Consider the following 13,506-nt stretch of genomic DNA (forward strand, 5'->3'; position numbering starts at 1 on the left):
GCCGGCGCCGACGAGCAGGTCGAGGGCGCTCTGGACGGTCTTTTGGTCGAGCGAGCGGTGTTTTGCCTTGAGCTTCTCCCAGAACCCGGCCGCGGTCACGTGGTGCTCGGAGGAGAGAAAGCTGAGGAGTATGGTCTCCCGAAGGCCGCTGCGGTGCAGCCCCCTGGCGGTGCAGAAGTCCCTGAGCATGGAAAGCTGCCTGCGAAACCTTGCCCTCATGGTAGACAATCCTTCCTTTTTTCGGAAAGTTTATGAAGCCGGATGGATACTCGTCCGGGAGGAGGGCGGATGTCAAGGGCCCGCAACGGCCTTCACCGGGAGGTCAAAAGCCGGGGTGTCACCAGCTGAATATGACGGCGCCCTTGCGGTCGCTGTCCTTTGCGGCCTTTGTGTCTTCTACGAGCTTCTTCACGGCCCTCCTGGCCCTCTCCGCCGCATCGTCCTCGTCCAGCTGCGGGGTCCCCAGGTCCGGCACGCTCTGCCGCCCTCCCTCCACGAACGAGGGCAGTTGGGGGGCCGGAAAATAGTCCTGCAGAATCTGGTCCATGCTCGGCAACTGAGTCTTAAATTCGACGGGATTTTTCGGAGACTCATAGGGCACAGGATCATTCAGCCACTTCGGATGATCCAGGGAGTACTGGATTGGCGCCACCTTTCGTCGCTCCACCTTCCTCACCTTGGACGGGTCTATCGCAATCCGGCAGGAGCCGCCCTCCTCCCGGCCGACGATCCGTATGTTCTCCCTGTTCATCAGCACCCGGTCGCCGTCAAGGCTGACCGCGCCCGAATAGTCTATCGAAACCGCCTCATACCTCTTTCCACCCTTCAACACCACTGTGTCGCCCTCTTCTACTTCGCCCTTGATCTTTGGAAGCCTGAGCGGCTTTCCCGTGAGCGAGGACTCATCGACGAGCACGCCCCTCGCATGCAACGTCGACATCAAATCCGAGATGACGAGCCGGACAGACGCGGATCGGGACTCAGCGGAAGATTCTCCGTCGGGGTTCAGCACCCCCTTCCACGGAGAGCACTGTTGCCTGCCTAAGCCGTACTCCAGAAACTCGCCCAGGGCATCGAACTCTCCGGAATCTGGCAATTCCTCACCCATGAGGAGACTCCGGAGGAGCTCCATGTTCGGCACCCCCGACAGCTTCAGCCCTGACATGTCTATCCTGCTGTTTTCAGACAGCCACCAGAGAGCGCACGACGGGTTGACCCTGCAGGCGAACTGCACCTGCTCCTCGACGACCATCACGTACTCGTCGCGGGCGCCGTCGCCGTTCAAGTCCACCTCGACCTGCCTGTGATCAACGTCGCGAAAGAAGGAGGTCATCCCGAGCCCGAACTTCGTTTGACAGACCTGAAAGGTGTCGACAGCTCCCCATCCCATATTCGCCTCCTCTAAAGCCCGTCATCCCCCTCTTGAAATCGGCAATCGCATGGGTCGCATTGCCATCTCACCACAATGAAAACCTCCTCATGAACTCCTGCTGCATGACGTTTGAATCCACGGCATGAAACATCCTCTCGTTGATCTGCGGAACCTCAGTCCGGAAATCAGGCATCACAGGCATCGGCCTGATCTCCCAGAACGCGCGGTCCTTGCCAAGCCACCTTGTCCAGCAATTATCCTCGAAATTATAGTCGGACCAGTCGGGAAGCCCGGTGGGGACCTCCGGGCCGACAGGCACATTTTCACCCTCTCGCCAGGTCATGACCGTCAGATTGTCTCTGGCGGGCTCGTAGTCAGGCATGATTTCGAGGGCTTTGCGAAAGGCCTCCTTCGCCCCCACGCTGTCGCCCAGCCGGTGCTTTGCAACTCCCAGAAAATTGTGGCCCAGCACCGATCTCCCATTTGCCTCGATGGCCGCCTGTGCGTGCTTCAGGAGCAATTTGGCATCCTCCCTCTTTGCGGCAATGAAGGCCTCCGAGATGGCCAGATCCTCCCTCTCCTTGAACGAGTCCCTGTTGGCATTCAGAAACGCCTCCGCCTGGGCGATGTCCCGCTTGAGGAGCGTGTGAAATATGGCAAGCCTCGCCAGATCGTTCGAGGGCACGAGCTTGAGCGCCCTCCTGGCGTATTTCAACGCCCCCTCCGAATCGCCCTTGCTCATGAGAAGATAGGAATACTGAGAGGCATAATCCCCGTTGTCCCAGAGCTTTTTCCCCACCCTGCCATAGTCCTCCAGCGCACCCTCATAATCGGAGAGCAGAAGTTTAGACACCGCCCTCGCCTGGTAGAGTTCGGTCATGTCGGGCCGCATGGAGATGGCCCTGTCGAAGAACTCGATCGCCCTGCCATGGTCCCCCCTTTTGTGACTGAGGACTCCGAAATTGATATAAATCCCCACATCGCCCCGAGTAAGTTCAAGGGCCTTCTCAAGCACCTCCTCGGCAGCAGCAAGATCTCCGCCCTGCAGATAGTGATCGGACAGGACGCCGTATGGGAATGGCTCCGGAATGGCGAGGGCGACGGCGGCCTCGAAGTCCTCGATCGAGCCTTCAAAATCGCCCGAGTCCATCGTGGCCTTGGCATATATCAGATGCGCATAGGCCTTTATCTTCCGGTCCTCGCACGAAATCTTGAGCTCCGCCGCAAGGCGCCTGGCCTCCCCGAAATTCTTCAGATTGAGGAGGGCGGCGGCGAGCTGCCATTTGAGAAAATCGTCTTCAGCGTCTGCCCCCAGCCCGCGCCGGCATGCTGCGGCGGCCTTTTTGAATTGCCGCACCTCGTTGAAATGAAACGCCAATATGGAATAGAACGCCGCGTCCTTTTTCGCCAGCGCCTCCATCCTCGAGACTATCCTTTTGACTCCCCTCTCGTCACGCCTTGCGGACAGCAGCGTGTACTCAATACTCATGTTGGCGGGGTTTTCCCTGTCGGCCTTCGACAACTCTTTCAGCCAGTTCAGGGCCTCGTCGTTTTTCCCCTCACGGGCCGCCAGATGAGCGCGAAGGGCGCGATACATTGACGTCATCTCGGCGTTCAAGAGGGACGGATCGACCTTAATCGCCTCCCCGAGGGCGCGTTCGGTCTCCATGTTGTTGGCCAGGGCGACCGCAAAAAAGGTGCGGATTGAATCGCTCTGCGGATCAATCGAAAGCGATCTTTCAAAGCTCGCCGCCGCATTTGCAAAGTCTTCCAAAAACAGATATGCGAGCCCCTCGACCATCAGCTCCCTTGAGTTGCGAACGCCACGCGAGATCGCTCTCTGGATCAGCTCGAGCGCCTCTCCGCATCTCTTCTCGTGCAGCGAAATGAAGGCTCTCATCACCAGGGAGAAGGGGTTCTCCGGATCCGCATTCCAAGCCTCATCGGCGACCGCAAAAGAATCAGACCTCCTGCCCATTTCAACAAGCATGAAGAAGGCATCGTAGCGCAGAGAGATGTCATCAGGACGAAGGCGCGCAGCCTCCTCGATCTGCGCGAGCCCCTCCCCGCGCCTTCCCAGGGTCCAAAGCGTATCCCCCATGATCCTGCGATAGGAAGGCTCTTCCGGGTCGATCTCGATGGCCTCCTTAAAGACCTCGAGAGCGTCGTCGTACTTCCCCAGCTCGTAGAGAGATTTACCGAGATTGCCCAGCGCGTTCCCCCTCATTTCGAGCGGCACATTCGATTCGACGACTTTCCGAAACAGCGGAATCGCCTCGTCGAATCTCTTCATCCCGGCCAGGGCCGTGGCCATGTAAAACATGGTGGAAGGATCGCCGGGGGCGATCCCGTGCGCGCGCCTGTAATATTCGTACGCCCGGGGGAAATCATGGTCCTTTCGCTGCATGTGCCAGGCGCCCACGAGCCTGTTCGTAGATGCCCATTCGGGGATGAGCCGCTTTGCCTTGACGGCCCACCGGCCGGCTCCCTCCACATCGAGGCCCAGGGCGTTCATGCCCCCGAGCATGTAGATGATGCCCAGGGAGATGCGCTCCGATGTCACCGCCCACTCAACGTCGCCGAGAAACGGCATGCTGACCCTGCCGCTGGGATCGATGCTGCCCAGGGAGATGAGGGGGTTGGCCTGCCCCCTGACCTTGCACAGAGCCGCTGCGGGCTTGAATCCCGCCTCATGCATCGCGAGCAGAAAGAGGCTCAAGCCGCTGTATTCGTCGGCCGCGCAATTCTTATCTATATGCTCGTGGAGCGGCAGGGGCCGTCTTTCGCATTCGCCAAAGCCATGGATGATGCCGCTGGCCATTTTTCTGATCTCGTCCGCTCCCTCGAGGATGTCGGCCTGAGACAGGAGATCCCTCATCCCCGGCTCCAGGGGGCGCGATGAGGTGAGCAGGGCCATGGAGAGCACCGCGTACATCGCGTCGAAATAGCGTGCGTCGCCGCGCGACATGCCCGCCTTCTCTATGAGAGCCTCGGCGCGCCTGACGAGTTCCCTGATCCTGTCGTGGACCTTTGCCTGCGCCGCGCTCCTTTTGGACGGCGCATGAAGCGCGTACGGGTGGTAGATGCCGGTGTGCTCGGACAGCAGATTCTTGTATTTGCTGTGGCGCCGAAGGACATACTCGTACACCTCCTGAGGGGCGATCTCCCCGTCGCCCCTGCCCACGAGCTCCGGCTTCTGGCCGCCGCCTCGATCGATGACCGACAGGTCGAAGTAGCCGTCATCGATGTCGGATTTGCTTACACCGTCCTTTATGAGCCGGTCATAAATCTTTTTCGCTTTGGGATCTTCCGCAAGGGTGAACTTTATGTCGGACACGGAGGCCTCCATCATCGCGCTCAGGCTTTAACGCTGCGTGAACTATCTTCGCTCGTTGACGGCGAAGTGAGTCTCGGGCGGGACGTTCGGCTCGATTGTGGAGCATCTCGAAGTCATGCTTATAAACTCATCCGTCCTGTTGTCGATGCCGGACCCCTCGCAAAAAACGTTCTGAAGCTCGCTCCCTTTGCACTGTGAAGGATGAGACGCGCACCAGAGTGCGGGATGCCAGAATACGCGCTCCTGACAAAAATATAAGGGGTCCCTTTGCTTTTCAAGTTTTACATCTTCAAGGTTCGCTTCGCGCGGGGCCAGATATCTTCTGGCGCTCAGTTCAAACACGATAACCACAAAACCGTACTCCCTCCTTTTGAGCATCATTTTGTACGGCATCTGTCTCACAGGGCCGATCTTCCATGCATTCCATGCCGAAGAAGCCATCCTCCACGCGATTATCTCGCTGTTCGTCAAGAGCATCATAAACGGCGGACCGCTCGGGCCCCAGTCCGCCTGCTCTTCTTCCATATTCTCCTCGGCAGAACCCTCGATCTCCTCCGAGGACTCCTCAATGTACTGGAAAGCCGGGGGAAGGTATTCCAGTTTCAACCTGTAGCCCTCACCCTCATCCATCACGACCTTCATATTCACCCTCCTGTCGCGCGTCCAATATCAACGGTTATAGAAGCCCGCGCACATTTACCCCGGCTCCTCTGACGTATAACGTTTTCCAGAAAAGAGCTGATGTGTCAATAAGATACGAGGACCGGGGAATCGTTCGCCCTGTTCAAGGCCTAAAGATGCCTCCCAACCTCCTCCAGAAGCCCCTGGCGGTCTATGAAGTCCTCCAGGTAGTTCTTCTCGGCGCTGGAGATCACGAGGATCGGCGAGCGGTCGTATCTCGCCAGCCAGCGGCGGTAGCAGCGCTCCAGGCGCCTGAGGTAACCGTCCGGAACCCCCCGCTCCATCGTGCGGCCGCGGCCTGCGATGCGCTTCTTGAGCACGGGCAGCGGGCACTCCAGATAGATGAGAAGGTCCGGGGGGTTGATCACGCCAAGCATCGCCTCGTAGAGGTCGCGGTAGGTGCGGTGCTCCTCTCTGGTGAGTGAGCCCTGGCGGAATAGGTTCGCCTCGAATATCTCGGCGTCCTCGTAGATCGTCCGGTCCTGCACGACCGTGCCCGGATATGAATCAAGCTCGCGGTGGATCCTGAACTTATGCGTGAGGAAGTGCATCTGCGAATGGAAGGCCCAGCGCTTCATGTCCCTGAAGAAGAGCGGCAAAAAGGGGTTTTGGTCGTTTGGCTCGAAGAACGGCTTGAGCCCGAAGTGCTCGCAGAGGAACTTCACGAGGCTCGACTTTCCTGAGCCCATGTTGCCTGCGACCGCTATATATCTGGCAGCCATGCGACTGGCTATTCGTCCTCGAGGAGCTCGCCCTTCCTGCCGCCGGGCTTGTCGAAGTAGTCGAGCTTGTCTATCGGCATCGTCACGCTCGTGCATATGTTGCCGAGGTGTGCCGAAACCCTCTTGAAGAAACGCATGAGCATGGCCGGCGCAACCGCATTCCTGCCCTTATTGTCCTCGGCCAGCTCCCATACCTGCCTGTCGCACTCCTTCTCGGTCCTGTAGGCCTCCTCCCTGGTCGATCTGGCCAGAGCCTTGTCCTTCTTGTCGAACGCCACCTTGGTCTTGTCGAACCAGCACAGGATGTTGTAGCGCATCTCGAGGAGGAGCGGGATTAGAGGGTCCTTGAGGAGGTGGGGGGCCTTGCGGTATATCTCGTCTATGTTCTTGCAGTAGTCGCCTATCCTCTCCACGTCCTTGGAGAGGCTCATGAGGATGAGGCACGGAACCACGTCAGCCACACCCTGCACCGAGAGATGCGTGACTATGTCGCGGCGTATCACCTGCTGCAGGGTGTTGAGCCTGCTGTCCATCTTCGCCAGCTGGACGTGGGATGACTCTATCTTCCCGGAGTCGGTGAGCGGCGCGGTGGAGCGCTCGAACATCTCCTTCGCTATGACCATCATCTCGTCGAACCTCTTGAAAAGCTCGGCGAGGGGCGTTTCGTCGTGCCACATTGCCAGAAGCTCCCTGAAAACCATCGCAATCTCCTTTCCTTCAGAGCATCTCGCTCAAGATCATGCCGATAAACGGTATCAAGAAAAACATCGTTAATATATAGACGAAGACCAGCTTCTTGTGCGTGACAAAATAGTGCGACAGAAAAGTCGATATCGAAATCGGGATCCTGCGCATGAAAGGGGGCACGAAGAAGATGGCGGTGCCGCAGATATTGAACAGAAGGTGCACGAACGCTATGGTGAGGCCGTCCTGGTTGCCGGCCAGAGTAGCCAGCAGCGCAGTCACCGTGGTGCCCAGGTTGGCGCCCACCGTGAGCGGAAACGCCTGGGCGAGCGTTATCAGCCCCGCACCCACCAGGGGCACCATCATGGACGTGGTTATGGAGCTGGACTGAACAAGCGCGGTGAAGGCCGTGCCTATGGCCAGGACGATGTAGGGATTGGCCGAGAATACCCTCTGTATCCAGTGCTCGGCTTTGGAGCTGGTCGCGCGGCGCATGAGCTTCACAATGAAACTGAGGGAAACGAACACAAGGACGAGCGCAACGACCACGCTGAACACGCCGTTGGCCCTCTCGGAACATGAGAATAAATCCCCGATCATTCCCTGGAGCCATTTCACCGCCGGATGGATTACGACCTTGAGCGGGCTCTCGAAGCCGACCCCGCGTGAACCGTAGAAGAAGGCGGACAGAGAGCGGGCAGCCTTGCCGAGAAACCCGGTCGCCATTTCAAGGGGAAGGAGGATCGCCACCGAGAGCACGTTGAATACGTCGTGCATGTTGGCACCCGCGTAGGCCCTCTCGAACTCGTCGTTGCGCCTTATATGCCCGAGCGAAACTATGGCGCAGGTTATCGTCGTGCCTATGTTCGCGCCCATCACTATCGGAACCGCGCAGTTGACGGTGAGCCCCCCTGCCGAGACCAGGGCCACGATCAGCGAGGTCGTGAGGGATGAGCTCTGCACGATGGCCGTGGTCAGAATTCCGATCATGAGCCCTGCGAAGGGGTTTGTCGTGGCGGAGATCAGCCCCTCGGCGATATCCTTGCCCAGCATCTTGAACGAGCTGCCGAGCAAATCGATCGAAAAGAGGAATAAATAGAGAAGAACGAGTAAGAAAAGAACTCGCACGAAAACGGGAATCAGCTTCAATGCGCGCGGAGACATCGTGCGCCTAATATAATGAAGTGAAACCTTAGTAAAGGTATAAATGCCTCTATAACAGGGCGATCCGAAACAGGAAAATCAATCGCAGCCCATGCGCCTTATCTCCTCGGCCAGCGCCGGAACGACATCGAACATGTCGCCCACGATACCGTAGTCGGCCCTCGCAAATATCTGCGCCTCGGGGTCGCTGTTTATGGCGACCACCACCTTCGATCCTCGCATGCCGCTCATGTGCTGTATGGAGCCCGATATGCCGCAGGCTATATAGAGGGACGGGCTCACCGCCCTGCCGGACTGTCCCACCTGATGGTCGTGAGAGATGAACCCCTCGTCCACCGCGGCCCTGGAAGCGCCGACCGCAGCGCCCAGCGCCCCTGCGAGGTCCCTTATGACGCCGAAGTTCCCGGCCCCGCCGATGCCCCTGCCCGCTGCAACGATCCTGTCCGCCTCTGCCAGGTCCAACATGCCGGGCTCCGACTGTTCCACCCCCTCGATGCGCGCCCCATCGGCCTCTGCCGCATCGAGCATCGAAATCTCCGGCGAGCCGTCGAAGGCCGGCCGATTCGGGAATGAGTTGGGCCTGACGGTCGCAAAGGCGGGGCGCGAGCGCGGCCTCACGGTGGCTGTCGCGCCCCCGCCGTAGACAGGGCGCTCGAAAAGAAACCCGCGGTCGTCCGCGGTCATGGAGGTGCAGTCGGCCGACATGCCCCTTCCCAGCCTCATGGAGGCCCTTGCCATGAGGTCCGCGCCGAACGGCGTTGCGGAGCCCAGCACGGCGTCGGGGTCGAAACCGGCGATCGCCTCGCACAGCGGCGAGGCGAGCGCCTGGCCAGAACGCGCGGTCACGCCGGCGACATCGGCCGCATACACCCTGCCCGCCCCGGCCATCCCCAGCGCATGCGAAACGGCCTCGTCAGGCACGCCGGCTGCAAAGGCCGCAACTTCGCCCTCCGCCCCGGCGAGAGATGCCGCCTTGCCGATCAGCTCGGCCGAGTGGCGCTTGAGCGCGCCCCCTTCGGACTCCGCCACCACGAGTATCTTCATGGTCAGATCACCTTGGCCTCTTCCCGCAGAAGCCTTGCGAGCTCGCGGGCCGCCTCGCGCGGGGTCCCGCCGATCATCCTGCCCATCCTGCGCTCCGGAGGCGGCGAGAGCCTCTCAGTCAAGATGGAGATCTCGGGCGCTCCCCCGAGGACCGACGCCTCAAACTCTGCGATCGGCTTCGACCTTGCCTTTATGATGCCGGGGAGAGAGGCGTACCTCGGCTGATTGAGGCCCTTTTCGCAGCCGATGACAGCGGGGAGCCTGAGCCTTACCGTCTCCTTGATGCCCGCGGAGGCGGGCCTTGCGCAGAGCGCCTCCTTCGACCGCATGTCGAACTCGATCCTCTCCACGGGCGAGGCGCATGGGATTCCGAGCATTTCGGCGACTCCGATGTGGACTTGGCCCCATCCGTCGTCGAAGGCCGTCTTCCCCGCGAATATGACGTCGAACGACTCGCGCCGGGCCGCCCCGGCCAGCACAGAGGCGGTAGTCGCCGGATCGAGCTCCAATCCTTCGGTCCTTATCAGAATGCCGCGGTCCGCTCCGATCGCCAGCGCCTTGCGCATGGAATCGACGGCGCGGGCGGGGCCTGCCGTAATCACCACGACCTCGCCTGCCCGGCACGCCTCAGGCGAAGCCGTGGCGGACGGGCCGCCCAACTTCTCCTTCAGGCGCAGCGCCTCCTCCAGCGCGATCTCGTCATAGGGGTTTATCGTCCACTGCAGGCGATCGGTCTCTATCGACCTCGCATCAGCGGCGATGCGGATTATGCTCTCGCTGTCAGGGACCTCTTTTAGAAGGACTCCTATCTTCATCAATACCTGTAATGCCCCGATTTATAAGGACCGTCGACCGGCACGCCGATGTAGGATGCCTGCTCTTCGCTGAGGATCGTGAGCTTGGCGCCGAGCTTCGCCAGGTGCAGACGCGCGACCTCCTCGTCGAGCTTCTTGGGCAGCGTGTACACCCCTGTCTTCGGCCTGTCGGCGGCGAGCGCGATCTGGGCGAGGCACTGGTTGGTGAACGAGTTGGACATGACGAAGCTCGGATGGCCGGTCGCGCATCCCAGGTTCACGAGCCTCCCCTCGGCGAGCACGAAGATCGAGCGGCCGCTCGGGAACGTCCAGCGATCGACCTGCGGCTTTATCTCCGCCTTCCGCACGCCCTGCATCTTCTCGAGCCTGTCCATCTGGATCTCGTTGTCGAAATGCCCGATGTTGCAGACGATCGCCTGGTCCTTCATCCCGGACATGTGCTCGGCGGTGATCACGTCGCGGTTGCCGGTCGCGGTCACGAATATGTCCGCCTCCGCAAGTGCGTCCTCGATCGTGGTCACCTCGAATCCCTCCATCGCGGCCTGCAGCGCGCAGATCGGGTCGATCTCCGTGACGAGGACGCGGGCGCCGAAGCCGCGCATGGACTGGCAGCAGCCCTTGCCCACGTCGCCGTAGCCGCAGACCAGGACCACCTTGCCCGCCACCATCACGTCGGTGGCGCGCTTGATGCCGTCGGCGAGCGACTCGCGGCAGCCGTAGAGGTTGTCGAACTTGGACTTGGTCACCGAGTCGTTGACGTTGTACGCCGGGAAGAGGAGCCTCCCCTCCTTCATCATCTGATACAGGCGGCCCACGCCGGTCGTCGTCTCCTCGGAGACGCCGATGATCTCCGGCACCATGCCGCGCCAGAATCCCGGGTTCTCCGAGTGTATCCTGCGGAGCAGGTTCTCGATGACGATCTCCTCCTTCACGGTCGTCTTCATCTCCGGGAGTTTCCTGTTCTTCTCGAAGAAGGTCTCCAGCTCGTGGCCCTTGTGAACGAGCAGCGTGGCGTCGCCTCCGTCGTCCACGATGAGGTTCGGCCCCTTGCCGCCGTGACTGAGAGCCTGCCAGGTGCACCACCAGTACTCCTCCAGCGTCTCGCCCTTCCACGCGAAGACAGGGACGCCCGAAGCGGCTATCGCGGCCGCGGCGTGGTCCTGGGTTGAAAAGATGTTGCAGGAGGCCCAGCGCACCGAGGCACCCAGCTGAACCAGGGTCTCGATGAGGACCGCGGTCTGTATGGTCATGTGCAGAGAGCCGGTGACGCGCAGGCCCTTGAGCGGCTTCCCAGGTCCGTACTTCCCGCGCACCGCCATCAGCCCCGGCATCTCCTTCTCCGCTATCTCCATCTCCCTGCGGCCGAACTGCGCCAGGGCCATATCCTTGACCTTGAACTCCTTGTTCGTCATCGCCTGTCTCCTTTTGCGCAGTCGATATCCCTCGCCGCGCCATGCCTCAAACAGCCCCATATATAATGATAAGTCGAGGGAGGGCCTATATCGCAAATTCCCCCGCAATATCAAGCACCATTTGCTCCTTCACCTATGACCTTTGACCTTTCACCTTTGAGCTTTGAGCTCGTTCAACGGCAGTCCGTCTATGTGTCCCGGCAGTGGCGATCCGAGCAGTTTGAGCACCGTGGGGAACACGTCGGCGGTGCGCGCGGGCCTGTACTCGAGCCTGAGATTCGTGATGAGCGGCACGCGCATGTGGCTATGGTGGAGAGAGCCGTGCGAGGCGCGGTGCTCGGGGTGCTCGTACTTCTCCCTCAAATCGAACCCGGGCGTCGCCGAGATGATGAGGTCCCCCGCGCGCGGCGCGGTCATGAGGTGCGCGATCTGGAAGGGCGCGTCCGGATAGTCGGTATCCAGGGTGCGGGCCAGCGACTGCATGGGATCGAGATCGGCGGGCAACGGGCCGTAGCCGAACGGGTCCGACCCCTTCACCTCGTAGTGCAGCGCCGCCCCGTCGAGCCTCGCCGACGCCTCGCCCCTTTTGCTCAAGATGTCCGCACCACCCGCGGAGTTGCGCACGGCTAAGATGTCGACCGCCTCTTCCTCCAGGAGCGCGTCGATGAGCCCGGGCGAGAGCCTCTCCAACTCATCGCGCACCGTGTGGCGCGCCCACCCGTCGCGGTTCCTGAAATAGAGATGGGTCATCCCGTTGCCGGAGACCATGTTCGCGCACAGCTTCCCGCGCTTTTTGAATATCAGGGGGTAGAAGAAGGGAGGAAGGCCGCGCCCCTCCATGAACGTGTTGACGCAGAAGTGGGTATGAGTGGCGGAGAGGCCGTGGTCCGAGACGAGAAAGAGCGCGGTCTCGTCCCAGAGCCCCGCCGCGGCAAGGTCGGCCACCACGGCCCCCACCGCCGAGTCGAGCCGACTGTACTGCTCGAGGGTGCGCGGATGCCTGGGGTGCGCCAGGTGCGAGTACTCGTCTATCCCGGGAAAGACGCAGAACACGTAGGAGGGCCTCTTCGCTATCTCCGCCCTCAGCTTGCGCAGCGCCGCCTCGTCGGTGAACGCCCAGCGGTCGGTCAGGTGCGAGTAGTACCAGTACCAGATCCTGCTGACGCGGGTGGCGTTGCGCGGGCCGCGGGCGCCGCGGGCGATCGGGTTGAAGATGCTCACCGAGCCGGGCACGAGCTCGAATACGGTGCGTATGTGCCCCCACATGTCGCCCGCCATGCAGAAGCTCTCGAGGCCCACGTAGGAGCGGTAGCGGTCGAACGACCAGCCTGAGTCGTATTTCGCCTTGTCGAACCAGCGGATGCCGGGCACGTTGCACGTACCCGGGAAGCAGCCGGTCAGAAACGGCAGATAGGCGGGGCCGGTCGTGGAGGGAAAGCTCGTCACCGCCGGGAGCGAGGCGCCCTGCTCGACGAGGTGCCTCGCGATGTTGGGGAGCCTGCCGCGGGCAAGCTCCTCACCAATCACGTCCGCGCGCGCGCCGTCGGCGAGAATCACGACGGCGAGCCTCTTTCTATCGGATGGCATCTCTCTTAAGATTTCCTCTGGGAGCGGATCTCGGCCAGCTTGTCGCTCATCCGCCTCACCAGATCCGCATACCCGTGCTTTTTGATTATGGAGTCGAACTGGTAGCGGTAGTTGTCCACGAGGCTCGCCTCGTCGACTATGACGTCGTAGATCTTCCACTCCTCGCCCTTCTTCTTGAGCCTGTAGTGGAGCGGGATGTCTATCTTCTCCGAGGGGACAACGACCTTCGTCCTCACGAACGAGCGCGTCTGACCGGCGTCGTAGAACTTGTGCCCGCTGTACACCACGTAGTACTTGCCGCCCCCCTTGCTCTTGGCCGCCGACTGCTCCTTGGAGAAGAGCGCCTTCTCCTCGAGCAGATCGGTGAGCAGCTTGACGAAATCATCCTGCTGCTGCGGCGTTAGTTCCTTCCAGTGCCTGGCCAGCGACTGCTTCGCGAGCTCGCGTATGTCGAAGGTGCCGTGGATGACGTCCTGCTTGAGCTTCCGGTTGAACTCCTCGTCGGCGGCCGAGAGGGCTTTGCCCTTGGGCGCCACCTTGAAGTCGTCGAGCATGCCGTCGAGGTCCTGTATGGCGCGGGTGGGGGTCTTGACGGGATAGAGCTTGCCGCCGCTGCGGATCTTGTCCACGTCCACTGTCTGGGCCGCGGCGGAGAAGGCCGGCGCCAGCATCAAAACTGCGAGGGCCA

General features: G+C 61.0%; 12 protein-coding genes. All 12 read right to left on the reverse strand.

Going from position 1 to position 13,506, the window contains the following annotated elements; translation table 11 throughout:
• Window positions 1-219, reverse strand: a 219-nt coding sequence (locus tag JXA24_00915) for a hypothetical protein (protein ID MBN1282318.1), incomplete at its 3' end; no start/stop codon positions are given.
• Window positions 220-337: 118 nt separating this feature from the next.
• A complete protein-coding gene (locus JXA24_00920; GenBank protein ID MBN1282319.1) occupies window positions 338-1,390 on the reverse strand; it encodes a hypothetical protein in 1,053 nt (350 codons plus the stop codon).
• A gap of 67 nt (window positions 1,391-1,457) precedes the next feature.
• Complete coding sequence (locus JXA24_00925) at window positions 1,458-4,709, reverse strand: tetratricopeptide repeat protein (protein ID MBN1282320.1); 3,252 nt, start codon at window positions 4,707-4,709, stop codon at window positions 1,458-1,460.
• Between the two features lie 42 nt (window positions 4,710-4,751).
• On the reverse strand, window positions 4,752-5,351 hold the full coding sequence (locus tag JXA24_00930; GenBank protein MBN1282321.1) for a hypothetical protein: 600 nt from the start codon (window positions 5,349-5,351) through the stop codon (window positions 4,752-4,754).
• 149 nt (window positions 5,352-5,500) lie between these two features.
• The gene (locus JXA24_00935; GenBank protein MBN1282322.1) at window positions 5,501-6,112 is read right to left on the reverse strand and encodes a deoxynucleoside kinase; all 612 of its coding nucleotides are present in this window, start codon (window positions 6,110-6,112) and stop codon (window positions 5,501-5,503) included.
• An 8-nt stretch (window positions 6,113-6,120) separates the two neighbouring features.
• Window positions 6,121-6,813: a hypothetical protein gene (locus tag JXA24_00940; GenBank protein MBN1282323.1), complete on the reverse strand. Its 693-nt coding sequence runs from the start codon at window positions 6,811-6,813 to the stop codon at window positions 6,121-6,123.
• A 16-nt stretch (window positions 6,814-6,829) separates the two neighbouring features.
• Entirely contained in the window at window positions 6,830-7,924 is a 1,095-nt protein-coding gene (locus JXA24_00945) for a Na/Pi symporter (GenBank protein ID MBN1282324.1), read from the reverse strand.
• A gap of 114 nt (window positions 7,925-8,038) precedes the next feature.
• Complete coding sequence (locus JXA24_00950; protein ID MBN1282325.1) at window positions 8,039-9,004, reverse strand: electron transfer flavoprotein subunit alpha/FixB family protein; 966 nt, start codon at window positions 9,002-9,004, stop codon at window positions 8,039-8,041.
• Between the two features lie 2 nt (window positions 9,005-9,006).
• Window positions 9,007-9,819 (reverse strand): electron transfer flavoprotein subunit beta/FixA family protein, encoded by an 813-nt coding sequence (locus JXA24_00955; protein MBN1282326.1) that lies wholly within the window; start codon window positions 9,817-9,819, stop codon window positions 9,007-9,009.
• A complete protein-coding gene (locus tag JXA24_00960) occupies window positions 9,819-11,231 on the reverse strand; it encodes an adenosylhomocysteinase (GenBank protein ID MBN1282327.1) in 1,413 nt (470 codons plus the stop codon). The genes JXA24_00955 and JXA24_00960 overlap by 1 nt, the downstream gene beginning before the upstream one ends.
• Before the next feature lie 150 nt (window positions 11,232-11,381).
• Complete coding sequence (locus tag JXA24_00965; protein MBN1282328.1) at window positions 11,382-12,818, reverse strand: alkaline phosphatase family protein; 1,437 nt, start codon at window positions 12,816-12,818, stop codon at window positions 11,382-11,384.
• Window positions 12,819-12,823: 5 nt separating this feature from the next.
• Window positions 12,824-13,506: ABC transporter substrate-binding protein (locus tag JXA24_00970; protein ID MBN1282329.1), on the reverse strand; the 683-nt coding region annotated here is incomplete at its 5' end.

The organism is Pseudomonadota bacterium, from assembly GCA_016927275.1.
GTDB lineage: Bacteria > UBA10199 > UBA10199 > 2-02-FULL-44-16 > JAAZCA01 > JAFGMW01.